Here is a 24,464-nt window from a genome sequence, read left to right on the forward strand (position 1 = left end):
GTAGCGACGATGATAGAATTTCCGATGTATGAATAAAAATGGTAAGTTTTCATACAAGGATCAAATTTGTTCATGGAGCGCGTCATGCTGGAACGCAGTCATTTGCTCGTCGTGCGTGAGGTCGAGAGGCAAGGTTCGCTGACTGCCGCAGCGGAGGTTCTGAATCTCACGCAGTCGGCGCTGAGTCACACGGTCAGGAAGCTCGAACAGCAATTGGGCACGGCGGTCTGGACGCGTGAAGGCCGTTCCATGCGCTTGACGCAAGCGGGTCACTACCTGCTTGGTCTGGCGAATCGCCTGTTGCCGCAGTTCGAGCATGCCGAAGCGCGCATGAAGCAGTACGCACAGGGCGAGCGCGGCACCTTGCGCATCGGCATGGAGTGTCATCCCTGCTATCAGTGGCTGCTTCGCGTGGTCTCGCCGTATCTTGCGAGCTGGCCCGACGTCGATGTGGATGTGAAGCAGCGTTTCCAGTTCGGCGGAATCGGCGCGCTGTTCGGCTTCGACATCGACATCCTGGTGACGCCGGACCCCTTGAAAAAGGAGGGTTTGCGCTTCGTGCCGGTGTTCGACTACGAACAGGTTCTTGTGGTCCCGGAGGACCATGCGCTGGAATCGGCGGACTATGTCACGCCTGAACAGATCGGGTCTGAAGTGCTCATCACCTATCCGGTGGAAACCGACCGGCTCGACATCTACACGCAATTCCTGACGCCGGCCAATGTCGTGCCGCGCCGGCACAAGGTGATTGAGACGACGGACATCATGATGCAGATGGTGGCGAGCGGCCGGGGCGTCGCCGCGCTGCCGCGCTGGCTCGCGGAAGAGTATGCGGACCGCATGCCCATTGCGCCGCTCAAGCTGGGCCGCAAGGGCATCGCGAAGAAGATCTATCTCGGCATGCGCGAATCGGACCAGGGCATCGACTATCTGGCGGCGTTCGTCGACCTGGCGCGCGGGGCCGACGGCGCGCACGCACGTATGCGGGCGTGAACCTCGGCTTCACGCGTCGATATGAAAGCTCACCACCTCCTGCACCCGTTCCAGCGCGAGCCGTAACGTCTCCACATCCACCGAGCCCAGCGCCAGCCGCAACGCATGCGGCACGTGCGCCGTCGTGCAGAAAGGCTCGGCCGTCGATACCGATATCCGTTCCTGCATCAGCGCCTTCGCGATGCGATCCGCGCGGACCTCTTCCGGCATCGGCAGCCAGATGAAATAGGACGCAGGATGCGCCAGCCGTTTCAGGCGGCTCAACGCGCGGGCCGCCACGGTCTGGCGCATCGTGGCATCGGCGCGCTTTTCCGCTTCGAGTCTTTCGACCGTGCCGTCTTCGAGCCAGCCGCAGGCCAATGCTGTCATCACGCCAGGCGTGTTCCACGTCGTCACCCGGATCGCGCGTTCGATCTTCGCCACCCACTCGCGCGGCGCCACGACATAGCCGACACGCAATCCCGTCGCCACGCTCTTCGAGAAGCCCGACACATACACCGTGATGTCCGGTGCGAGGGCAGCAAGCGGAGGCGGCGTGTCATCGGCGAGAAAGGCATAGGCGGCGTCCTCGATGATGAACAGCCCATGCTTGCGCGCGATCGACACCAGTTGCTTGCGTCTGCTCGCCGTCATCACCCAGCCGAGCGGATTGTGCAGCGTGGGCATCGTGTAGATGGCGCGCACGCGACGCCGCTTGCAGAGCGCTTCGAGCGCATCGAGATCGGGTCCGGCGCCGGACGCAGCCAGCGGCGCGAGTTCCAGCCGCTGCGACTGCGCCAGCAACTTGAAGCCGGTATAAGTAAGTGCGTCCACCGCAACCACATCGCCGGGCTTGAGCAGGCCCATGACAGTGGTCGCGAGGCCATGCTGCGCGCCATCGACGAGCAAGACTTGCTCAGCGTCGATCGAAAGCCCGCGGCGTTCGAGATGACGCGCGACACACGCGCGTTCGTGAAGCCGTCCGGCATGCGGCTGATAGCGCAGCAAGGCTTCCAGATTCCCCGCCGATGCGAGTTGCCGCAACGCCGTGCGCAGCATTTCCGTCTGGCCGGCCAGCGCGGGATAGTTGAAGCTCAGATCGACGATATCCGAGGCGATGGCGACCTGATCGATGCCCAGCCCGTTCGGCAGGCCGGCTTCCTTCACGAACGTGCCGCGTCCGGTCTCGCCGCTGACGAGTCCCATTGCGTCGAGTTCGGCGTACACGCGCGTGGCCGTGACGATGCCGAGTCCCTCGCGCGCGGCCAGTTCACGATGCGTCGGCAGACGCGTGCCCGGCTTCAACCGGCCCGATGCGATGTCTTCAGCGATGCGGTCGACGATCTGTTTATAACGTGCAGGCTGTGGCATAAGACGCGTCCAGAACAGGATGTATCCATGACAATCATTTGATTGTATTCATGACCGACCGTAGCATGCCTGAACTCTCCCCGCCATGAAAGGTTGTCGCCATGCACATCGCCATTCTTACGTTCGATGGGTTCAACGAACTCGACTCGCTGATCGCGCTCGGCATTCTGAATCGCATCAGGAAGCCGGACTGGAAGGTTTCGCTTGCGTGTCCGTCGGCGGAAGTGACGTCGATGAACGGCGTCGTCATCCGGGCGCAGGCCACGCTGGAGGAGGCGAGCACAGCGGATGCGGTGATCGTCGGCAGCGGCGTGCGAACGCGCGACGTCGTGGCCGATGCCGCGTTGATGGCGCGTATCCGCCTCGACCCCGGCCGCCAGTTGCTTGCGGCCCAGTGCTCGGGAACGCTGATCCTCGCGAAACTCGGCCTGCTGAACGATGTACCCGCCTGCACCGACCTCACCACGAAGCCTTGGGTTCAGGAAGCCGGCGTGCGCACGCTCGATCAGCCTTTCGTCGCGAACGGCAATGTGGCGACAGCGGGCGGCTGTCTTGCATCCCAGTATCTGGCGGCCTGGGTGATCGCGCGTCTGGAAGGTGTCGATGCGGCATGCGCCGCCTTGGACTATGTCGCGCCGGTCGGCGAAAAAGACGAATACGTCGAGCGCGCCATGAAAAATATTCTGCCGTTCGTGGACGCCGCCGCGCACGTATGACGTAGCGGAATTCGTGCACTGCAAAGCCCGTCGCCATGCGTGCGACGGGCGTTTTCATGCTGCATCCGCGCATGCGGCAAAACTCCCTCGAAGCGCAAGGCCGTCCGGGAAAGTCCCGAGAGAAACATCAGACGTCTGATGTACATTTCAGTGACTGCTAACCCCCGAGACCTTCATGCGCCTGAGCGTCGAGCGTTCGATGAGCGACAAGATCCAGGCGTCGCTTCTCGACATGATCCATGAGCGCAAGCTCAAGCCCGGCGATCAGATTCCCACTGAAATAGAGCTTTGCGAGCTGCTCGGCGTCGGCCGGTCCAGTCTGCGCGAGGCCGTGGCGCAGATGATCTCGCACGGGCTGCTGTCGCGTCTGCAAGGCAAAGGCACCTTCATCAGACAAATTTCGCTGAAACTGCACGGCGGACTGGATGATCTGATGTCGGTGACGGACATGATCCGCAGCGTGGGCGCCGTGCCGTCGACGAGCCGCAAGCAGATGGAGCATGTGGCGGCATCGGAGAGTCTGGCGGAGAAGCTCGGCATCCGGCCCGGCGATCCGTGCGTGCGCATCGAGCGCGTGCGCCGCGCGGACGACGCCATCGCCGCGTATTGCATCGATACCATCCCGAAGCACGTCTTCGACGGCGCGGAGGGCGAGTTGGGCGAATCGCTGTTCGGCATGCTGGAGCGCACCGGACGCCGGCTGTCGCATACCCATACGTCGATCCAGCCGACCATCCTGACGCCGCGCGACCTGCCGGAACTCGGCGATGGTTTCGGCCTGTTCCTGCTGCTGGACGAAGTGGATTTCGATCAGAGCGGCGAGCCGCTCTGCTACAGCAACGACTACTACAACACGAGCATCTTCAAGTTCGATCTGGTGCGCAAGCGTCGTTGAGCGCGCGTGCCGGAGCACATCGGAGGAGGCACCGATGGAGTTTGAAGCTTTCACGGCGCAGGAACTGGCCGCGTATCTGGGCGGCGTGCCCGACGTGCGCGCGCTGCTGGGCGATCCCGCGGATCTCGATGTCGCGGAAGTCGGCGACGGCAATCTGAACTATGTGTACTTCGTGACCAACACGAAGACGCCGCAGCGCAGTGTCGTCGTGAAGCAGGCGCCGCCGTTCCTGCGTCTGGTCGGCAAGACCTGGCCGCTGTCGTGCCAGCGCATGGAGCATGAAGTCGCCGCGTTGCGGCGCTTCGGCGCGCTCTGTCCGCAACATGTGCCGAAGGTCTATCACGCCGACAGCACGCGCTTCCTGATGGTGATGCAGCATCTCGCGTCGCATCGGATCCTGCGACAAGGCCTGATGGACGGCACGGTCTATCCGTTGCTCGCGCAGCATCTGTCGGCGTATCTCGCGCATACGCTGTTTTACGGCTCCGATCTCTTTCTCTCGGCCGACATCAAGAAGCAGGCCGCCGGCGCGGCCATCAATCCCGAGTTGTGCAAGATCACCGAAGATCTGGTCTTCACCTTTCCGTTCGAAGCGCATCCTTCGAACGTCTACAGTCCCGCACTGCCGCAGGCGGCCATCGAAAGGCTCAGGACGCACGAACCGCTGCGCGCCGCCGCCGCCGACATGAAATGGGCCTTCATGAACCACGCGGAAACGCTGCTGCACGGCGACCTGCATACCGGCTCGATCATGGTGAACGCGGAAGACACTTTCGTCATCGATCCCGAGTTCGCGTTCTATGGCCCGATGGGTTTCGACATCGGTGCGCTGCTGGCGAACCTGCTGCTCGCGTACTTCTCGCGCGACTGGCACGGACGCCTCGACGGACGCAATCCGCTCGAATACCAGGAATGGCTGCTCGACCAGATGACGCGCATCTGGAACGGCTTCAGCGCGCAATTCGTGGCGCTGTGGCGCGATCACGAAAGCCGCAGCAAGCGGCCGTTCATCGGCGGCGGCGCGGACAGCCGCGCGGTCGCGGCCTATCGTGCGCACTTCATGCGCCGGCTGCTCGCCGAGTCGCTCGGCTTCGCAGGCTGCAAGATGATCCGGCGCATCGTCGGCATGGCGAAGGTCGCGGAGATCACGCGCATCACGGATGTCGAGGCGCGGGCGCGCATCGAAGTGCGCTGTCTGCGTTGCGCGGAAGCCCTGCTCGTACAGCGCACCGCGCTGACTGACATCGAACAGGTCGCCATGCTGGCGCGCGAGCTTCAGCGCGATGCCGTGGCCATGTGACGGCGCCTTCTTTTGCACAGGCACAGGGAGAGTTCATGGATTCGCAGCGCTTGTTCAACACGCTTCCCCCGACGATCGAATGGCGCGACGGCGATCTGCTGCTGCTCGACCAGACGCGTCTGCCGCATGAGATCGTGGTGGAGAACGTGGCGGACGTGCAAGCCGTCTGGCGCGCCATTCGCGAGTTGCGCGTGCGCGGCGCGCCGGCCATCGGCGTGGCGGCGGCCTACGGACTGTGCATCGCGATGCGCGACTCGACCGCGTTGCCCATTGCGGAGTTTCGCGCGGCGCTCGAACGTCAGGCGGTGTGGCTCGAATCCGCGCGGCCCACGGCGGTCAATCTGAGCTGGGGCCTGCGACGCATGCTGGACCGCGCCCGCGCGACGGACGCGCACGATGCCGCGACGCTGTATCAGGCTTTGGTCGAAGAGGCGCGCCGCATCCACGAGGAAGACGTGGCGCTGTGCGAAGGCATCGGCATGCATGGCATGGCGCTCATTCGCGAAGGCAGCGGCGTGCTCACGCACTGCAATGCCGGTGCGCTTGCAACCACCGGCACCGGCACGGCCACCGCGCCGATCTACGCGGCGCATCGCGCGGGCCGCGCCTTCAAGGTCTATGCCGATGAAACGCGCCCGCTGTTGCAGGGCGCGCGTCTCACGGCGTTCGAATTGCAGCAGGCGGGCGTCGACGTGACGCTCATCATGGACAGCGCGGCGGCGTCGATCATGTCGCAAGGACTCGTCGATCTGGTGATCGTCGGGACGGACCGCGTCGCGGCGAACGGCGACTTCGCCAACAAGATCGGCACGCTCGGCGTCGCCATCGCGGCGCATCACTACGGCATTCCGTTCTATGTCGCGTGTCCGTCGTCGACGCTGGACCTGCACACCGCCGGGGGCGCGCGGATCGAAATCGAGGAACGCGCGGCGGAGGAGGTCACGCATCTCGCCGGGCGGCGCGTTGCGCCCGACGCCATCCAGGCGCGCAATCCGGCTTTCGATGTCACGCCGCATGCGCTCGTGACCGGCTTCATCACCGAGCGCGGCATCGTGAAGCCGCCGTTCGAGCACGCGCTGCGCAGTCTGTTCGCGGCCGAGGGGAATGCCGCATGAGCGCGGCCGGGGAAGACGCGCTGCGGCGCGAAATCGTCGAGACGGCGCTCGAGATGGAACGGCTGGGCATCAATCAGGGCACCTCGGGCAACGTGAGCGCGCGGCATGGCGACGGCTTCCTGATCACCCCAAGCGGCGTCGCCGCGCGCGAGCTGGACGAGGAACAGATCGTCCGCTTGCCGCTCGACATCGCCGATGACGCCGACCTGCTGCGCACCGCGCGGCCGTCTTCGGAATGGCGCATTCATCGCGACATCCTGCGCGCGCGGGACGACATGCACGCCGTCGTCCACACGCATTCGATCGCGGCCACCGCACTCGCCATTCACGGCCGCGAGATTCCCGCGCTGCATTACATGGTGGCGGCAGCCGGAGGCAACTCCGTGCGTTGCGCGCCCTATGCGGTGTTCGGCAGCCAGCAGCTGTCGGATCACGCGCTGGCCGCGTTGCAGGACCGCCGCGCGTGTCTGCTCGCGCATCACGGCGTGATCGCGTTGGGAACGGACCTGTCGCGCGCGGTCTGGCTCGCGCATGAAATCGAAGTGCTCGCGCGGCAGTATCTGCTGGCGTTGCAGATCGGCGCACCGCCCGTGCTGTCGGATCAGCAGATGGAAGAAGTGCTGGAGAAGTTCAAGACTTATGGCAGGCGCAGCAACGAAGCTCGCTGACGGCAGCACGGAGCAAAAAGCCAGCGCAGCGCTCACCGCAACGTCATCGCATTGAACCACTCGTACAACGGAGACAACCATGGCCTGGAGTTCAGCAAGATTCGACAGTTGGGGCACCTTCGGCAAATCCACGGGCGCCGTCGTGCTGTGCGCGGCCGCCGCGCTGACCGGATGCTCGAAGAGCGACAACTCATCGTCCACGAGCAGCACCAGTTCAGCGGCGAGCGCGAGCGCGCCCACCAGCGCACCCGCAAGCGCGGCAACGACGAGTTCGGCGGGCGGCAAGCCGAAGATCGGCTTCTCGATTGCGACGCTCAACAACGCGTTCTTCGTCGGCCTGAAGGCGGGCGTCGAACGCGGATCGAAGGAGCAGGGCTTCGAGCTCGTGCAGACCAACGCGAACGGCGACGCGCAGCAGCAGGTCAACGACGCCCTCAACCTGCTGAGCCAGGGCGTGACGGCCATCGTGCTGAATCCGATCGACTCGAAAGCGATCATCCCCGCCGTGCAGAAGGCGAACGAGATGAACGTTCCGGTGTTCACGCTGGACCGCGGTTCGGACGGCGGCAAGGTGACGTCGTTCGTCGCGTCGGACAACGTGGCGCTCGGCCAGACCGGCGCGAAATGGATCGCCGAGCAACTGAAGAAGCGCTACGGCGAAGAGAAGGGCAACGTGGTGGATCTGATCGGGCTGGTCGGCACGACGGCGGCGACGGACCGCGAGAAGGGCTTCAGCGAGGAGATCGCCAAGTATCCGAACATCAAGGTCGTCGCGCGTCAGGAAGGCGCCTTCGACCAGGAGAAGTCGCTCAATGCGATGACCAATATCCTGCAGAAATTCCCGCAGATCGATGCCGTCTTCGGCGCCAACGACGACAACACCGTGGGCGCGGAAAAGGCCATCGACAATGCCGGGCGCTACAAGCCGCTCGGCGACAAGGAGCATATCCTCGTGATCGGCGCCGATGGCACCGCGCAGGCGCTCTCCGCGATCCGCGCGGGCAAGCAGGACGCCACCATCTCGCAGAATCCGATCATGATGGCGGCGAAGTCGCTGCAATTCATCGCGGATTACAACGCGAAGAAGGACGTGCCAGCAAACTACGCGTGGCCGACGATGCTGATCGACAAGTCGAACATCGACTCGGATGAAGTGAAGAAATACGGACTGTGGTCGGAGGAAGTGAAGCAGTAAGGGCAACCGGCGGCCGCGTGTCCTTCGAGGACAGGCGGCCCGCACACGGAATGCGGATCATGACAGTCGAAACACAGGCTCACGCGCGTACCCCCGCCACATCGGCCAAGCCGTTGCTGCGCATGCAGGGCATCGTGAAAAGCTTTCCTGGCGTGAAGGCGTTGCGCGGCGTCAGCCTCGAGCTGCACGCGGGCCACGTGATGGCGATCGTCGGCGAGAACGGCGCGGGCAAGTCGTCGCTGGTGAAGACGCTTTCAGGCGCCTACGAGCCCGATGAAGGCACGATCGAGATCGACGGCATGCCGCTCGCGCGCGGCACGAATGCCGCCATCGACGCGGGCGTGGCCGTGATCTATCAGGAGCTTTCGCTCATCAACGACATGACGGTCGCGGAGAATCTGTTTCTCGGCCGCATGCCCGCGCGCAATGGCTTCGTGAGGATGCGCGAAGCGAACCAGATGGCGCGTGAAGCGCTCGCGCGCGTCGGGCTGGACAACGTGCCGCCCTGGATGCGTCTCGGCGACCTGCCGCTGAACAAGCGCCAGTTGGTGGAAGTCGCGAAGGCCATCGCACGCGACGCGCGCATCCTCGTGATGGACGAACCTACCGCCGCGCTGCAAAGCCACGACATCGCGAATCTGTATGCGGTGGTGCGGCGGCTGCGCGCGGAAGGCATGGGGATCATCTTCATTTCGCATCATCTCGAAGAGGTGTTCGAACTCGCGGATTCGGCTGTCGTGATGCGCGACGGCGCGACGGTCGGCGCGCGACCGATGTCCAAATGGACCGAGGCCGATCTCGTGCAGGCCAGGGTCGCGCGCACTCTCGAATCGTTATCTACCTGGGAGCCCCGAGAATACGGTCCGGTCGTACTCGAAGTCCGCGATCTCGCCAGCGCTCCGCTGCTGCGCAACGCGAGCTTTGCGGTGCGCGCGGGGGAAATCGTCGGCGTTGCGGGGATCGCGGGCGCCGGGCGCACGGAGTTGCTGAAGACCATCTTCGGCGCGCTGCCGGTGACAGGCGGCGAAATCCACGTGCGCGGCAAGAAGGTGAGCAATCACTCGCCGACACAAGGCGTGCGGCATGGCCTCGTCTATACGTCGGAGGACCGCAAGCTCGAAGGGCTGGTGCTGGAGGCGAACATCGAGGAGAACATCGCGCTGTCGAGCCTGAAGGCGCTGGCGAGCGGCGGCTTCGTCAGCCGCGCGAAGAAACGCAAGCTGGCGCACGACGCCAGCGCTCGGTTCGGCGTGCGTGCTTCGTCGGTGTTGCAGATCACCGGGACGCTTTCCGGCGGAAACCAGCAGAAAGTGATTCTCGGCCGCGCGACGGCAACGAGCCCGTCCGTCATCATGCTCGATGAACCGACGCGCGGTATCGACGTGGGCGCGAAGTCGGAAATCTACGCGCACATGGTGACGATGGCGCGCGCGGGTGCGGCAGTCGTCATGGTGAGTTCGGAACTGCCGGAACTGCTCGGCATGTCGGATCGCGTGCTGGTGATGTATCGCGGCACTATCGTGACCGAGATTCCGCGCGATCAGTCGAACTCGGAAACCGTCATTCAGTGGGCAACGACAGGAGCAGGCGCATGACCTCCACAGCAGCCGATCGTGCGGATTCCGAGGCGCTCTCGCGCCGGGTGATCCGCCAGTTGCGCAGCGGCATCGGGCCGTTGTTCGCGGCGCTCGTCATCATATGCGTGGCGCTTTCCATTGCATCGCCGGAATTTCTCACCACCAGCACGCTGACCAACATCATGGTGCAGGTGTCCGTCGTGGGCATCGCGGCGGTGGGCGGCACCTTCGTCATCATCACGTCGGGGATCGATCTCTCGGTCGGCTCGCTCGTGGCGCTGAGCGGCATGGTCGCCGCCACCGTGATGGCCGGCTCCAGTCCGGGCGCGGTGGGGCTCGGCGTCGCGGGGCTGTGCGTGGCGCTCGCCGTCGGCGCGGGGGCGGGCGCGCTCAATGGCCTCGCGGTCTCGTGGCTGCGGCTCGTGCCGTTCATCGTCACGCTCGCGGCGATGGCCATGGCGCGCGGCCTCACGCTCGCCATTTCCGATGGCCGCACCAAGTTCGATTTCCCAAGCGCGTTCACGCTGTTCGGCGCGAAGACGGTCGCCGGCCTGCCCATGCCGATGGTCGTCATGCTCGTGGTCTTCGTCATCGGTCACGTGTTGCTGCGCAAGACCACCTTCGGACATCAGGTGTTCGCCGTCGGCGGCAATCAGGAAGCGGCGCGGCTCGCGGGCATCCCGGTGCGGCGCGTGGTGTTCTTCACGTACATGCTGGCCGGCGTCACGGCGGCGATCGCGGGCATCGTGCTGGCCGGGCGGCTCAATTCCGCGTTGCCTTCCGCTGCCAATGGACTCGAGTTGCAGGTGATCGCGGCCATCGTGATCGGCGGGACTTCGCTCGCGGGCGGGCGCGGGTCGATTGTCGGCACGTTCATCGGCGTGGTGCTGATCGGCGTGATCAATGTCGGTTTGTCGCTGCTCGGCGTGAATCCGTTCTGGACACAGTTCATTCAAGGCGGCGTCATCTTCGCCGCCGTGCTGCTCGATGCCCTGAGCCAACGGCGCAAACCCTGAACACATTGGAGACGCCCACCATGAAGAAGATCATCAACCAGCCTGACGTATTCGTCGACGAGATCATCGAGGCGCTGCTGCTCGCTCATCCGCACTGGATTCGCGCCGCCACCGCCGATCAGCGCGCACTGGTTCGCGCCGATGCGCCCGGCAAGGGGCGTGTCGGCATCGTGACGGGCGGCGGCTCGGGTCATCTGCCGGGCTTTCTGGGTTACGTCGGCGAGGGCTTGTGCAGCGGCGTCGCGGTGGGCAACGTGTTCTCGTCGCCGTCGTCGGAGCAGATCTTCGAAGCGACCAAGGCGGTGAGCGGCGGCGCGGGCGTGCTGTACGTCTACGGCAACTATGGCGGCGACGTGCTCAACTTCGATCTCGCGGCGGACCTGGCGGAAGCGGAAGGCATCGACGTGAAGACGGTCGTGCTCACCGACGACGTCGCCTCCGCACCGAAAGACCGCGCAGCCGACCGGCGCGGCGTCGCGGGCATGGTGTTCGCGTTCAAGTGCGCGGGCGCGGCGGCGGAGCGCGGCGATTCCCTCGATGACGTGACGCGCATCTGCGCGAAGGCCAATGCCAACTGCCGCACGATGGGCGTCGGCCTCTCGCCCACCATTCTCCCCGCCGCCGGCAAGCCCACCTTCACGCTGCCCGAAGGGGAAATGGAGATCGGCATCGGCATTCATGGCGAGCCGGGCACGCATCGCGGCAAGCTCGAATCCGCGGATGCGATCGCCGAACGCATCACCACGCAGATCACCAGCGATCTCGCCGCGCCGAAGGGCTCGCGTGTCGCGCTGCTGGTGAACGGTCTGGGCGCGACGCCGCTGGAAGAACTGTATCTGCTGTACCGGCGCTCGGCGAAGCTGATCGCGGATCAGGGGCTGAAGATTGCGCGCTCGTATGTCGGCGAATATGTGACGAGCCTGGAAATGGCGGGCGCGTCGATCACGCTCATGCTGCTCGACGACGAACTCGAAGCGCTGCTCGACGCTCCCGCGCGCTCGCCTTTCTTCCGCGACGGCACCGAATCCTGAAGGAGCGATCCATGAGTGTGACGAGCCAGGAACTGCGCGACATCCTCACGCGCACGCTGAACGCGCTCCCCGCCCATGCAGATGAACTGCGTGATCTCGACGCGGCGCTCGGCGACGGCGATCTCGGCATCACGGTGCAGTCGGGATCGGTTGCAGTGGTGAAGGCGCTGGCCGCGCTGCCCGCCGAAGCGACGCTGAACGAAACGCTGCTGGCGGCCGCGAAGGCGTTTTCGACGGCGAATCCATCGACTTTCGCGGCGCTGGTCGGTGGCGGACTGCTCGCGGCGGCGAAGACGGTGAACGGCAAGGATGCGTTGAACCGCGACGATGTGCTCGCGATCGGTCAGGCGGTGGCCGGTCGCATCATCGAGCGCGGCAAGAGTCAGGTCGGCGACAAGACCGTGCTGGATGCGCTCGTGCCGAGTCTCGACGTGCTGGCCGCGTCGCAGGGCAACGCCACAGACGCGCTCGACGCGATGATCGCGAAAGCCGACGAGCAGGTCAGCGCAACGGCCGCGATGCAGTCGAGGAAAGGTCGTGCGGCGTGGGTGCAGGAGCGCAGTATCGGTCGTGCCGATCCGGGCGCGACGGCGTATCTCCGCTTTCTCCAGGCCTTGCGACAAGCACTTCCAGCTTAAGCGCGCTTCTTCTTCAACACGACTTCGCCCTTGCCCGAATGCACGACCTTGAGTTTCGTGCGGGCGAGGGCGAGCGCTTCTCCCTGCGTGCCGACGCACGGACCCGAGCCGGGCAGCGGCTTGCGCGCGCTTTCGCGCAGCGCGAACACCGACATCATGCCGATCACCGAGGCCGCCATCAGATAGTAGGCGGGCATCATCAGGTTGCCGGTGGCATCGACGAGCCATGCCGTGACGAGCGGCGTCGTGCCGCCGAACAGCGACACCGAGACATTGAAGCCGATCGCCAGCGCGCCGTAGCGGATGCGCGTCGGGAAGAGGGCGGGCAGGGAAGAAGGCATGACGCCGGTAAAGGTGGACAGCAGCGCGCCGAACATCAGCAGGCCGAGAAACACGAGAGAAGGCGCACCGGTCCGCACGAGCAGCAGCGCCGGAATGGAGAGCGCGAACAGGCCGATACACCCCGCCATCATCACGGGCCGGCGGCCAAGACGATCGGAGAGATGGCCTGCGCACAGCGTCATCGGGATCATCAGCAACATGACGAGCAGCACGAGCAGCAGGCCGCGCGTCTCGGCGAAATGCAGCGTCGCCGACAGATAGCTCGGCAGATACGAAAGCGCCATGTAGTCGGTGACGTTGAAGATCAGCACGAGGCCGACACATTGCAGCATCGGCTTGGCCTGATGCGACAGCAATTGCAGGAACGACTCCTTGGGCCGCGAGCGCTCGTCTTTCTCGCGCGCCTGCGCTTCCTTCTTGAACGCGGGCGTTTCCTCCAGCTTCATGCGGATATACAAGCCGACGAGCCCGAGCGGCCCCGCGATCATGAACGGCACGCGCCAGCCCCACGAGAGCAGCGCTTCGTGCGACAGCAAGGCGGTCAGCAGCGCGACGGTGCCCGCGCCGAGGATATAGCCCACCAGCGTGCCCACTTCGAGGAAGCTGCCGAAGAAGCCGCGCCGCGCATCGGTGGAGAACTCGGCGATGAAGGTCGCTGCGCCGCCATATTCGCCGCCGGTGGAGAAGCCCTGCACGAGCCGGGCGAGCAGCAGCAGGACGGGCGCGAAGATGCCGATCGACGTATAGGCCGGAATGAGGCCGATGCAGAAGGTGCCGACGGCCATCATGATCATCGTCATCGCGAGCACGCGCTGGCGGCCGATGCGGTCGCCGAGCGGGCCGAACACCATGCCGCCGATGGGCCGCACGAGGAAGGCCGCCGCGAAGGTGCCGAAGGTTGCGATCAGCTGCGCGGACGGACCGCTCGACGGAAAGAACACCTGGCCCAGCACCACGGCGATATAGCTGTAGACGCCGAAATCGAACCATTCCATGGCATTGCCCAGCGCCATCGCGCCGACCGCGCGTTTGAGCAGCGCGTGATCGACGACGGTGATGTCGTCCAGCGTGACGGGCGGTGACGGCTGCGAGGCGGCATGACGCGCGTGCGTGGGGCTCACTTGTCTCACTCCTGTAGTGCAGGCTAGGGAGTGTGCGGATCATCGGACTGGCGTGCCTTCGCTCACGCGTCTGGAAACCGGCGGAAAACGACACGGCAGCGCTGCGGTGTCGGCGACGCGCGAACAGGGCGGCTTCAGAGCGTCGTCGTGCCGCCGACACCCGGAGCATGCGGCGGGCGCGTGCGCTGACGCGCTCGCCCTTTCATGGCGGGCTTCGCGGGCATCTGCCGCGCACACTGGCATGGGCCGTGCACTTCGGGGCGCGTGACGTTATCGATCCGCGAAGGAAGCCGCCATGAAACCCCAGCTCATCATCATTCTTCTCGCCGCCAGCGTGGCATGGTCCGCCGTGCCTGCGTCAGCGGGCGATTGCAGCATGTCGAAACGCGTCTGCCGGGTTTCGCATGCGGAGCGGACCGCCGGCCCCAAGGTGCGCGGCGTCGACGCCTATCGCACCCAGCCCGAAAAGCACGAGCAGCGCGCGCAGCACGAGCAGCGCGACAGCATCGACGCGTGGTATCGCGGAGGCTGAGCTCCGCGCGCGGCGTTCAGTCGAGCGTGATGCCGTCGAAGCGGTGTCCGCCAAGCGGGCTGATCAGATAGCCGTGAACGCGCTTCGAGATCGGCTGGAAGATGTTGGCGTGCGCGAGCGGCGTATAGGGCACCTGGTCCTTGAACACCACTTGCGCTTCCTCGTACAGCTTCGTGCGCGCATTCTGATCCGTGATGAGCCGGGCCTTCGCGAGCAGGTCGTCGAACTGCTTGTTGCACCACTTCGCCATGTTGCTGCCGTGCACCGCGTCGCAGCCCAGCGTGGTGCCGAGCCAGTTGTCCGGATCGCCGTTGTCGCCGAGCCAGCCGTACAGAATGGCGTCGTGTTCGCCGTCGGTCTTCGCGCGCTTGTTGTACTCGGCCCATTCGTACGTCACGATGTTCGCCTTCACGCCGATCTTCGCCCAGTCGGACTGGATCAGCTGCGCCATCAGACGCGCGTTCGGGTTATAGCCGCGCTGCACCGGCATGGCCCACAGCGTGATCGTGAAGCCGTCCGGCAAGCCCGCTTCCTTCAGCAGCGCCTTTGCCTTCGCCGGGTCGCGCGGCGCGTCCTTCAGCGCCTTGTTATAGGACCATTGCGAGGGCGGCATCGGATTGGTCGCCACCGTGGCCGCGCCTTCGTAGACGGTCTTGATGATCGCCTGCTTGTCGATGGCCATGTCCAGCGCGCGGCGCACTTTCACGTTGTCGAGCGGCTTGTGGGTCGTGTTGTAGCCGACATAGGCCACGTTGAAACCGACGCCCGACAGCACCGTGAGTTTCGAATCCTGTTTCGATGCGGCGATATCGGCGGGACGCGGGAACGACGTCACCTGACATTCGCCGCTCGCGAGCTTCTGCTGACGCACGGCCGCGTCGGGCGTGATCGAGAAGACGAGCTTGTCGATATGCACGTCCTTGCGGTTCCAGTAAGTCGGATTCGCTTCGTAGCGGATGGTCGAATCCTTCTGGTAGTCGCGGAACACGAACGCGCCGGTGCCCACCGGCTTCTGGTTGATATCTTCCGGCTTGCCCTGCTTGAGCAATTGCGCTGCATATTCGGCCGAGACGATCGACGCGAATTCCATCGCGACATTGCGCACGAACACCACGTCCGGCGTCTTCAGCGTGAAGCGGACCGTGTTGTCGTCGAGCTTCTCCACCGAGGCGATGTTCTTGTCGTAGCCGAGATCGGTCAGGTAGGGAAAGCTGACCGGATGCGCCTTCTGGAACGGCTCGTTCGGATCGATCATGCGCTTGAACGTGAACACCACGTCGTCCGCGTTGAAGTCGCGCGTCGGCTTGAACCAGGCTGTCGACTGGAACTTCACGCCGCGTCGCAGATGGAAGGTGAAGGTCTTCGCATCCGGCGACTCGTCCCATTTCTCGGCAAGGCCGGGCGTGAGATCCAGCGTGCCGCGCTTGAATTCGACCAGCGTGTCGTAGACGGCGTGAGCGCCTGCGTCGAAGTCGGTGCTGGTGGTGTACTGGGCGGAATCGAAACCGGCGGGGCTGCCTTCGGAACAGAACACGAGCGTCTTGCTCGCAGCCGATGCAGCCTGTGAAGACAGGGCGAGCGCGGCAAGGAGGGATACGGCGAGAGTGCGTCGTCTGGTGATCATTGTTCTTGTTGCCCGGAAGAGTTGGCTGGCCGCCCTGCGGCGGACGCGAACCCTACTCTACCCGAGCCGACTTTTTTTCTCGCGACGCGGTTCTACAGCGCCCGCAATGCGAAACGCTTGAGCTTGCCGGTTTCCGTGCGCGGCAAGGCCGCGAGGAAGGTCACCAGACGCGGGTACTTGTAGGGCGCGACGTTGCGCTTCACGAAGGCCTGCAACTCGGCGGTGAGCGCATCATCGCCGATGAAACCCGGATTGAGCACGACGAACGCCTTCACAATTTGGCCGCGCGTCTCGTCCGGCACGCCGATCACGCCGCATTCCGCCACCGCCTCATGCTTCATCAGCACGCTTTCCACTTCGGGCCCGGAGATGTTGTAGCCCGCAGAGACGATCATGTCGTCGGCGCGCGCCTGATAGAAGACATACCCGTCTTCATCGATCACCACGGCATCGCCGGGCAGGTTCCAGCCGTCGCGCACGAAGTTCTGCTGACGCGGGTCCGACAGATAGCGGCAACCGGTCGGACCGCGCACCGCGAGCTTGCCGAGGGTGCCGGGCGGCACGGGCTGCATGGCGTCGTCGACGGCCTGCACGACATAGCCGGGCACCGCGCGGCCGATGGCCTGCTCGCGCACCTCCGCGCCCGCCGACGAGATGAAGATATGGATCATCTCCGTGCCGCCGATCCCGTCGATCATCTCGATCCCGCTCGCGTCACGCCACAGAGCGCGCGTGGAGGCGGGCAAGGCTTCGCCGGCGGAAACGGTCTTCTTCAGGCTCGATACATCGAAGCGGTCGATCAGCGGCGCCATCTGCCGGTAAAAGGTCGGCGCGGTGAACACGATGCTGGCCTTGAAGCGCTCGATGGTGTGCAGCAAGGACTCGGGCGTGAGCTTTTCCAGCAGCACCGTGGAAGCCCCGGCGCGCAACGGAAAGCACAGCAGCCCGCCGAGCCCGAACGTGAACGCGAGCGGCGGCGTGCCGCAGAACACGTCGTCGGGCGTGGGCTTGAGGATATGGCGCGGGAACAGGTCGCACATCGCGAGCACGTCGCGATGGAAGTGCATGCAGCCCTTCGGCGCGCCCGTCGTGCCGCTGGTGAACGCGATGAGGCAGACATCGTCGGCGGCGGTGTCGCAGGCGTCGAAATGCTCGGGCTTCGATGCCGCCAGCGTCTCCAGCGCGGCCGGGGCATCGTCGTGGAAGGTGAAGACTTGCGCGAGCGTGGCGCAATGATGCTCGCCCGGCTCGCGACAGCGCGTGAGTTCTTCAGTCAGGCGCACGTCGCACAGCGCGACCGAGATGCGCGCCTTGTCGATGATCTGCTTCAGTTCCTTCGCGCGCAGCAACGGCATGGTCGGCACGACGACGAGCCCCGCTTTCAACGCCGCGAGGAACGCCACCGCCATCTGCAAGGTATTCGGTCCGCGCAGCAACAGCCGGTTGCCGGGACGCAGGCCCATTTCATCGACGAGCACATGGGCGCTGCGATTCACGAGCGCATTCAGTTCCCGATAACTCGTCGCGCGCGGTTCGCCGTTCACGTCCGACCAGATCGCGGGACGCTCGCCATGACCGGCTTCGATGGCTCGGTCCAGCAGTTCGGTCGCGCAATTCAGGCGCGCCGGATAGGCGACATCGGCATGGTCCAGCAGAAGCACGGGCCATTGATCCTGCGGCGGCAATGAATCGCGCGCGAAGGTATCGACGTGTGCGGACGGTTCCATGGCGCGCTCCGTTCAGTCGGGAATGACAGCCGTTGCTTCGATTTCCACCAGCGCATCGTCTTCGATCAGCGCGACGACCTGCACGGCGCTCATCGCGATGTCGTAGTCGCCGATATGCTCGCGAAACGCCGCGCCGATTTCCTTCGCCGCCGCGAGATACGCGCGCTTGTCGGTCACGTACCAGGTCATGCGCACGATGTGCTCCGGCTTGCCGCCTGCCTCGCGCAGCACGGCCGCCACGTTGCGCAGCGCCTGCGCGGCCTGCGCGCCGAACTCGCGGCTGACGAAGCGCGCCTGTTCGTCCCAGCCAATCTGGCCGGCGATGTACACCTGCGTGCCGCGCACCGCGACGCCGTTCGCATAGCCGCGCGGCTTGATCCAGCCCGGAGGCAAGAGCGTCTTCTTCATGTGTCCGATTCCTCCTGCAAGGCGCGGCTCGTGCCCGGCGCGAACTGCTCGATGGCGCGGGCGATGTCGCCGGGAATGTCGATTGAACGGCCATCGTCGAGCGAGGTCGTCACGAGAACCTGTCGGGAGCGGAAGCGCACTTCGCCGTTGCACTGGCACACGATCCCGATGCGCACCGAACGCTGTCCCACCGAATCGACACTCAGCGAGAGCGTCACGGTTTCGCCGAGACGGCTGGGCCGCGAGAATTCGCAGTTGAGCTTGACGATGGGCAGCCCGACCCGGCGCACCGAAATCATGTGCGCATACTCGATGCCGAGCGCGTCGTCGAACCAGTCTTCGACCAGCGCGTTGGTCATCACGAGGTATTGCGGAAAGTAGACGATGCCGGCCGGATCGCAGTGCGCGAAGCGGATGCGTACCGGCATCTCGAAGGTGGGTGTCATCGCGTGCTGTCTCCCTGCGCCTTCAGCAGATCGCGCCCGACGATCAGTTGCTGGACTTCGGTGGCGCCCTCATAGATGCGCAGCGCACGAATCTCGCGGTACAGCGACTCCACCGCCATGCCGCGCTTCACGCCGAGCCCGCCCCACAGTTGCACGGCTGCGTCGATGACCTGCTGCGCGCCTTCGGTCGCATGCCACTTCGCCATGGCGGCTTCGCGCGTGACGCGTTCGCCCTGATCGCGCAGCCAGGCGGCGCGATAGACGAGCAGCGCGCTGGTGTCGATGGTGAGCGCCATCTGCGCGAGCTTCGCCTGCGTCAGCTGGAAGTCGCCGAGGGTCTGGCCGAACATCTGGCGTGATGTTGCGCGCGCCAGACCTTCTTGCAGCGCACGCCGGGCAAAACCCAGCGACGCTGCCGCGACCGAAGTGCGGAAGATGTCGAGCGTGCGCATGGCCAGCTTGAAGCCTTCGCCGGGCGCGCCGAGCATCTGGCTGCGCGGCACTTTCAACGCGTTGAAACGCAGCCGCGCGAGCGGATGCGGCGCGATCACGTCGATGCGCTCGGCAATCTCGAGCCCGGCCGTGTCGGCATCGACGATGAACGCGCTGATGCCCCGCGCGCCCGGCGCTTCACCCGTGCGCGCGAACACCACATAGAAATCCGCAATGCCGCCGTTCGAGATCCAGGTCTTCTCGCCGTCCAGCACGTAGGTGTCGCCATCGGCGTGGGCTTGCAGCGACATCGCGGCTACATCAGAGCCAGCTTCGGGCTCGGAGAGCGCGAATGCCGCCAGCGCTGTGCCGGCTGCGACGCGCGGCAAGTAGCGCCGCTTTTGTGCATCGGTGCCGGCGAGCGTGATGGCGCCCGAGCCGAGCCCTTGCATCGCGAACGCGAAATCCGCCAGACCGTCGTGCTTTGCGAGCGTCTCGCGCAGCAGACAGACGGCGCGCGTATCGATCGCATCGCCCGATGCGCCGTAAGCCGTGCCGCCGATGCAGTGCCCGAGCCAGCCCGCCTCGCCGAGCATGCGCACGAGCTGTTTGCAGGCGGTGTCGGGATCGGCGTGATCGATGTGCTTCAGATGTGCCGACGCCCACGCATCGGCCTCGCATGCCAGCTTACGATGACGATCCTCGAAAAACGGCCACGCGAGCGCGCTGTGCGGATCGACGGTCAATTCAGTCTCCTTCGAACACAGGACGGGACTTGGCGGCGAAGGCGCGGTAGGCGCGCTCGAAGTCGCGCGTGCTCATGCAGATGGCCTGCGCCTGCGCTTCGGCTTCGATCGCTTCGTCGATGCCCATGTTCCATTCCTGATGCAGCATCTTCTTCGTGATGCCATGGGCGAAGGTCGGTCCCGCGACCAGATCGGCGGCGAGGCGCGCGGCTTCGTCCCGCACGGACTCCGGTTCGCACAGGCGGTTGTAGAAGCCCCACGCGTGCGCTTCCTCGCCCGACGCCAAGCGGCCCGTGAACAACAGTTCCGACGCGCGTCCCTGCCCGATGATGCGCGGCAGGATCGAACACGCGCCCATGTCGCAGCCCGCCAGCCCGACGCGCGTGAACAGGAACGCCAGCTTGCTGCGCACGGTGCCGAGCCGCAGGTCCGATGCCATCGCGAGAATGGCGCCCGCGCCCGCGCAGACGCCGTCCACCGCGGCAATCACCGGTTGCGGGCAATGGCGCATGGCCTTGACGAGATCGCCGGTCATTCGGGTGAAGAGCAGCAGCTCGGGCATTGGCAGATCGATCAGCGGCGCGATGATGTCGTGCACGTCGCCGCCGGAACAGAAGTTCTCGCCTGCGCCCTGGATCACGACGGCATGCACGTCCGTCGCGTAAGCCAGCTGGCGAAACAGGTCACGCAGCTCGGCATACGATTCGAAGGTCAGCGGATTCTTGCGTTCGGGCCGGTTCAGCGTGATCGTCCCGACGCCGCCCGCCACCGACCAGAGGACATGTTGCGCGCGATACCCCGCGAGTTCGATGCGGTTGCCGGCGAGAAGCGCGGCGGCGGATGAGGTCATCGATCGCTCCTTCATTCCTTGAATGTCTTCAACAGATGCTGCTTGAGCTTGCCGAGGCGCTGATGCGTCTGCGACTTCTCGTTCAGTTCGAGTCCGCCAAACATCTCGACGACCCATTGCTCGTGGGCGGCGGCCATCTTGTCGAACGATGTGCGGCCTTGCGGCGTGAGACGAACGCTGATCGAGCGGCGGTCGTCGGGATCGGCGTAGCGCGATACGAGCCCTTCCTTTTCGAGCTGATCCGTGATGCCCGTCACGTTGCCGCCCGTCACCATCATGCGGCGCGACAACTCGGTCATCCTGAGTCCTTGCGGATGCCGTTCGAGTTGTGCCATCAGGTCGAAGCGCGGCAGCGTGGTATCGAACCCGGTGCGCAGGCGCTTGCGCAGTTCGGCCTGGACGAGGTTGGTCGTGGTCAGCATGCGCAGCCACAGACGCAGGCCCATGTGGCTGTCCGCGCCGGTGCTCATCTCGAGATCGACGACATTGTCCGCCGGCTTTTCGACGCCCTTGCGCGGGGCTTTTGCGTCGCTGGCGGCGGGCGCTTTTCGGTTGCGTGCGGCTTGCGTCACGTGACTTCTCCACCGGAAACGGAAATGGACTGGCCGTTCATCGAAGCCGATGCGGGCGCGCAGAGCCACAGCACGGCGCTGGCGACTTCGTCGGGCTGGATGAAACGGCGTTGCGGGTTGTTGCGCATGAGCGCTTCGCGTGCGTCCTGCTCGCTGCGTGAAGTCTTCGACATGATCTGGTCGAGCGATGAACGCAGCAACTCCGTCTCCGTATAGCCGGGACAGACGGCGTTGACCGTGACGCCCTTCGTCGCGACTTCGGCGGCCAGCGCGCGCGTCAGGCCGATGACGCCGTGCTTCGCGGCGCAATAGGCCGCGACGTACGCATAGCCGATCTGCCCGGCTGTGCTCGCGACGTTGACGATGCGGCCGAAGCCGCGTTCGAGCATCGAAGGCAGCACGGCGCGGGTGCAGAGAAACACGCCTGTGAGGTTCACGTCGAGCATGTGTTGCCACAACGCGGCATCGGTTTGCGTGAAAGGCGCGGCTTGAGCGTGGCCCGCGTTGTTGACGAGCACATCGACCGGGCCATGGCGTTCGACGGCGCGCGCGAAGGCATCGGCGACTGCGGCTTCATCGGTCACGTCTACCGGCACGCAGGCTGCGTCCGTGTAGGTGCGCATCGCATCGCGTTGCGCTTCAAGGCGGACAAGGTCGCGGCCCATCAACGTGATGCGCGCACCGGCTTGCGCCAGCGCTTCCGCGCATGCGGCGCCTATGCCGCTGCCGCCTCCGGTTATCACCGCATGTTTGCCGTTCAGAGAGGACATGGTCAGACACTTCCTTCAGCGCGTTGCGCGTGTTCGGCGGCGCTGGCACGCTCGCGTTCCAGATTGCGTTCGAGTTGCGATTTCGCGGCGGCATATTGCCGGGGCCACGCGACATCGAAATAGCCGATCTTCGCGGCTTCGTTCAAGGTCCACGATGGATTGGCCAGATGCGGGCGCGCCACCGCGCACAGGTCGGCGCGTCCGGCCGCGATGATGCTGTTGACGTGATCCGCCTCGGAGATCGCGCCCACTGCCATCGTGGCGATGCCCGCCTCGTTACGGACGCGGTCGGCGAAGGGCGTCTGGAACATGCGCCCGTACACCGGCTTCTCGTCCTTGCTGACTTGGCCCGACGAGACATCGATCATGTCGGCGCCCGCCGCCTTGAAAGCGCGTGCGATTTGCACGGCATCGTCGGGAGTCGTGCCGCCATCGACCCAGTCGTGCGCCGAGATGCGGACCGACATCGGTTTGCCCTGCGGCCAGACGGCGCGCATCGCGCTGAACACCTGCAACGGATAGCGCAAGCGGTTCTCCAGCGAGCCGCCGTATTCATCGGTGCGATGGTTCGTCAGTGGCGACAGAAAGCTCGACAGGAAATAGCCATGCGCGCAGTGCAGCTCGAGCCAGTCGAAGCCTGCTTCATCTGCCATGCGAGTGGCGCGCACGAATTGCGCCTCGATCTCGCGCAGATCGTCATGTGAAGCTTCGCGCGACCACTGGCTCACGTCGCGCAGATATTGCTGCGGCGATGCGGAGACGAGCGGCCAGTTGCCGTCCGGAAGCGGTTGATCGATGCCGTCCCAGGCCACCCGCGTCGATGCCTTCGCGCCCGCGTGACCGAGCTGCATGCCGATCTTCGCGTCCGACTGCCCATGCACGAACCCGACGATGCGCCGCCACGCCGCGAAATGTTCGGGCGTGTACATGCCGGGGCATCCCGGCGTGATGCGAGCCTCCGCTGACACGCACGTCATCTCCGTCATCACGAGCGCGGCACCACCCATGGCGCGTGCGCCGAGATGCATCAGGTGATAGTCGCCCGCGATGCCATCGACGGCGGAATACTGCGCCATCGGCGATACGACGATGCGGTTCTTCAGCGTGACGCCGCGCAGCGTGAAGGGCGTGAACATCGGCGGGACGGCGCGTTGGATCGTGTCGCGCACGATGCCCGAGCGCTCCGCGAGCCAGTCTTCGAACGAAGCAAGATAACGCGCGTCGCGCTCGCGCAGGTTTTCGTGCGAGATGCGTTGCGAGCGGGTCAGCAACGAGTAGGCGAATTGCTCCGGCTCGAACGACGCATAGCGATCCACGTTTTCGAACCATTCGGTCGAATTGCGCGCGGCGTTCTGGATGCGCAGGACGTCCACGCTGCGCACGCGGGTGTAGTGATCGAGCGCGCCTTCGAGATCGCCTTCACGCTTGGCGAACGCGGTGTCGATGCTGTTCGCCAGTTCGATCGCGTCTTCCAGCGCGAGCTTCGTTCCCGAGCCGATGGAAAAGTGCGCGGTATGCGCGGCATCGCCCATCAGGACGACGGGCGTGCGCTTGCCGTTTGCGTCCTCTCTCCAGTGAACCCACTCGCGATTCACGACACGCGGAAAGCGTATCCATTGCGCGGAGCCGCGCAGATGCGATGCGTTGGAGATCAGCGGATGGCCGTCGAGATAGCGGGAGAAGAGCTTTTCGCAGAACGCGATGCCTTCTTCCTTGCTCATGTCGGCGAGGCCTGCCGCGCGCCAGACGCGTTCCGGGGCTTCGACGATGAAGGTCGAGGTGCTTTCGTCGAAGCGATACGCATGCGCCTGGAACCAGCCCCATTCGGTCTTTTCGAACGCGAACGTGAAGGCGTCGAAGCACTTGTTCGTGCCGAGCCAGACGAAGCGGCAGTCGCGCAGGTCGATATCCGGCTGATACGTGGACGCGTATTTCTGACGGATCGCGCTGTTGGCGCCGTCGCAGGCGACGATGAGATCGGCTTCGTAGTCTTCGTCGTTCACGACGTGCGTTTCGAAGACGAGCTTGACGCCGAGTGCTTCACAACGCGTCTGCAGGATATTGAGCAGACGTTTTCTTCCGATGCCGCAAAAGCCGTGACCCGACGAGCGGACCGTGCTGCCGTTGATATGGACTTCGATGTCGTCCCAGTGATTGAAGGCATCGAGGATGGCTTCGGCGCTGGGTGCGTCGGCGGCGCGCAGGTTGCCGAGGGTTTGATCGGAGAAGACGACGCCCCAGCCGAAGGTGTCGTAGGGGCGGTTGCGCTCGACCACGATGACTTCGCTGGCGGGATGCCGGCGCTTCATCAACAAGCCGAAGTACAGACCCGCCGGGCCGCCGCCGATGCAGACAATGCGCATGCCGGGTTCTCCAGTTCGCGTTTGCTCGTGGAGATAA

At 65.1% G+C, this 24,464-nt stretch carries 23 protein-coding genes; 12 read left to right on the forward strand and 11 right to left on the reverse strand.

What is annotated here, in order from left to right; all coding sequences use genetic code 11:
- Nucleotides 1–84 precede the first annotated feature (84 nt).
- On the forward strand, nt 85–993 hold the full coding sequence (locus QCE83_RS26585) for a LysR family transcriptional regulator (protein ID WP_309818335.1): 909 nt from the start codon (nt 85–87) through the stop codon (nt 991–993).
- Nucleotides 994–1,002: 9 nt separating this feature from the next.
- Here the strand turns inward: QCE83_RS26585 and QCE83_RS26590 are convergent, their stop codons facing one another.
- Nucleotides 1,003–2,343: a PLP-dependent aminotransferase family protein gene (locus QCE83_RS26590; RefSeq protein WP_309818338.1), complete on the reverse strand. Its 1,341-nt coding sequence runs from the start codon at nt 2,341–2,343 to the stop codon at nt 1,003–1,005.
- A 101-nt stretch (nt 2,344–2,444) separates the two neighbouring features.
- On the opposite strand from QCE83_RS26590, the gene QCE83_RS26595 reads away from it, so the two are divergent.
- The 10 genes from QCE83_RS26595 (at nt 2,445) to QCE83_RS26640 (ending at nt 12,494) form a co-directional block, all read left to right on the forward strand.
- Complete coding sequence (locus QCE83_RS26595; protein WP_309818341.1) at nt 2,445–3,059, forward strand: DJ-1/PfpI family protein; 615 nt, start codon at nt 2,445–2,447, stop codon at nt 3,057–3,059.
- Nucleotides 3,060–3,234: 175 nt separating this feature from the next.
- On the forward strand, nt 3,235–3,954 hold the full coding sequence (locus QCE83_RS26600; RefSeq protein ID WP_309818343.1) for a GntR family transcriptional regulator: 720 nt from the start codon (nt 3,235–3,237) through the stop codon (nt 3,952–3,954).
- Nucleotides 3,955–3,988: 34 nt separating this feature from the next.
- Entirely contained in the window at nt 3,989–5,254 is a 1,266-nt protein-coding gene (gene mtnK, locus QCE83_RS26605; protein ID WP_309818345.1) for an S-methyl-5-thioribose kinase, read from the forward strand.
- A gap of 35 nt (nt 5,255–5,289) precedes the next feature.
- The gene (mtnA, locus tag QCE83_RS26610; RefSeq protein WP_309818347.1) at nt 5,290–6,369 is read left to right on the forward strand and encodes an S-methyl-5-thioribose-1-phosphate isomerase; all 1,080 of its coding nucleotides are present in this window, start codon (nt 5,290–5,292) and stop codon (nt 6,367–6,369) included.
- Nucleotides 6,366–7,037, forward strand: a complete 672-nt coding sequence (locus QCE83_RS26615; RefSeq protein ID WP_309818349.1) for an L-fuculose-phosphate aldolase — start codon at nt 6,366–6,368, stop codon at nt 7,035–7,037. The genes mtnA and QCE83_RS26615 overlap by 4 nt, the downstream gene beginning before the upstream one ends.
- A 79-nt stretch (nt 7,038–7,116) precedes the next feature.
- A complete protein-coding gene (locus tag QCE83_RS26620) occupies nt 7,117–8,232 on the forward strand; it encodes a sugar ABC transporter substrate-binding protein (RefSeq protein WP_309818351.1) in 1,116 nt (371 codons plus the stop codon).
- Between the two features lie 59 nt (nt 8,233–8,291).
- Nucleotides 8,292–9,827 carry a sugar ABC transporter ATP-binding protein gene (locus QCE83_RS26625; protein WP_309818353.1) on the forward strand — a complete coding sequence of 512 codons (1,536 nt, stop codon included), beginning with the start codon at nt 8,292–8,294 and terminating at the stop codon, nt 9,825–9,827.
- Nucleotides 9,824–10,825, forward strand: coding sequence for an ABC transporter permease (locus tag QCE83_RS26630; protein WP_309818355.1), 1,002 nt, complete (start codon nt 9,824–9,826; stop codon nt 10,823–10,825). Before QCE83_RS26625 ends, QCE83_RS26630 begins: the two co-directional genes overlap by 4 nt.
- A 20-nt stretch (nt 10,826–10,845) precedes the next feature.
- The gene (locus QCE83_RS26635) at nt 10,846–11,856 is read left to right on the forward strand and encodes a dihydroxyacetone kinase subunit DhaK (protein WP_309818357.1); all 1,011 of its coding nucleotides are present in this window, start codon (nt 10,846–10,848) and stop codon (nt 11,854–11,856) included.
- An 11-nt stretch (nt 11,857–11,867) separates the two neighbouring features.
- The gene (locus QCE83_RS26640; RefSeq protein ID WP_309818358.1) at nt 11,868–12,494 is read left to right on the forward strand and encodes a DAK2 domain-containing protein; all 627 of its coding nucleotides are present in this window, start codon (nt 11,868–11,870) and stop codon (nt 12,492–12,494) included.
- Here the strand turns inward: QCE83_RS26640 and proP are convergent.
- Nucleotides 12,491–13,957, reverse strand: a complete 1,467-nt coding sequence (proP, locus tag QCE83_RS26645) for a glycine betaine/L-proline transporter ProP (protein WP_309818360.1) — start codon at nt 13,955–13,957, stop codon at nt 12,491–12,493. The genes QCE83_RS26640 and proP overlap by 4 nt on opposite strands.
- Before the next feature lie 295 nt (nt 13,958–14,252).
- Between proP and QCE83_RS26650 the strand changes: the two genes are divergently transcribed.
- Nucleotides 14,253–14,489: a hypothetical protein gene (locus tag QCE83_RS26650; RefSeq protein ID WP_309818362.1), complete on the forward strand. Its 237-nt coding sequence runs from the start codon at nt 14,253–14,255 to the stop codon at nt 14,487–14,489.
- Between the two features lie 16 nt (nt 14,490–14,505).
- On the opposite strand, the gene QCE83_RS26655 is transcribed toward QCE83_RS26650, so the two are convergent.
- From QCE83_RS26655 to QCE83_RS26695, 9 genes are all read right to left on the reverse strand, one after another.
- Nucleotides 14,506–16,113 carry an ABC transporter substrate-binding protein gene (locus QCE83_RS26655; RefSeq protein ID WP_309818364.1) on the reverse strand — a complete coding sequence of 536 codons (1,608 nt, stop codon included), beginning with the start codon at nt 16,111–16,113 and terminating at the stop codon, nt 14,506–14,508.
- Between the two features lie 92 nt (nt 16,114–16,205).
- On the reverse strand, nt 16,206–17,840 hold the full coding sequence (locus tag QCE83_RS26660) for an AMP-binding protein (RefSeq protein ID WP_309818367.1): 1,635 nt from the start codon (nt 17,838–17,840) through the stop codon (nt 16,206–16,208).
- Between the two features lie 12 nt (nt 17,841–17,852).
- Complete coding sequence (locus QCE83_RS26665) at nt 17,853–18,248, reverse strand: RidA family protein (protein ID WP_309818369.1); 396 nt, start codon at nt 18,246–18,248, stop codon at nt 17,853–17,855.
- Nucleotides 18,245–18,694 (reverse strand): thioesterase family protein, encoded by a 450-nt coding sequence (locus QCE83_RS26670; protein ID WP_309818371.1) that lies wholly within the window; start codon nt 18,692–18,694, stop codon nt 18,245–18,247. Before QCE83_RS26670 ends, QCE83_RS26665 begins: the two co-directional genes overlap by 4 nt.
- Nucleotides 18,691–19,872 carry an acyl-CoA dehydrogenase family protein gene (locus tag QCE83_RS26675; protein WP_309818373.1) on the reverse strand — a complete coding sequence of 394 codons (1,182 nt, stop codon included), beginning with the start codon at nt 19,870–19,872 and terminating at the stop codon, nt 18,691–18,693. The genes QCE83_RS26670 and QCE83_RS26675 overlap by 4 nt, the downstream gene beginning before the upstream one ends.
- 1 nt (nt 19,873) lies before the next feature.
- Nucleotides 19,874–20,722 carry an enoyl-CoA hydratase family protein gene (locus QCE83_RS26680; RefSeq protein ID WP_309818375.1) on the reverse strand — a complete coding sequence of 283 codons (849 nt, stop codon included), beginning with the start codon at nt 20,720–20,722 and terminating at the stop codon, nt 19,874–19,876.
- A gap of 11 nt (nt 20,723–20,733) precedes the next feature.
- Nucleotides 20,734–21,294, reverse strand: a complete 561-nt coding sequence (locus QCE83_RS26685; protein ID WP_309818377.1) for a MarR family transcriptional regulator — start codon at nt 21,292–21,294, stop codon at nt 20,734–20,736.
- Nucleotides 21,291–22,064: a 3-oxoacyl-ACP reductase FabG gene (locus tag QCE83_RS26690; RefSeq protein ID WP_309818379.1), complete on the reverse strand. Its 774-nt coding sequence runs from the start codon at nt 22,062–22,064 to the stop codon at nt 21,291–21,293. Before QCE83_RS26690 ends, QCE83_RS26685 begins: the two co-directional genes overlap by 4 nt.
- 2 nt (nt 22,065–22,066) lie before the next feature.
- Nucleotides 22,067–24,427, reverse strand: a complete 2,361-nt coding sequence (locus QCE83_RS26695; protein ID WP_309818381.1) for a bifunctional salicylyl-CoA 5-hydroxylase/oxidoreductase — start codon at nt 24,425–24,427, stop codon at nt 22,067–22,069.
- Nucleotides 24,428–24,464 lie beyond the last annotated feature (37 nt).

It is taken from the genome of Caballeronia sp. LZ034LL (assembly GCF_031451215.1).
GTDB lineage: Bacteria > Pseudomonadota > Gammaproteobacteria > Burkholderiales > Burkholderiaceae > Caballeronia.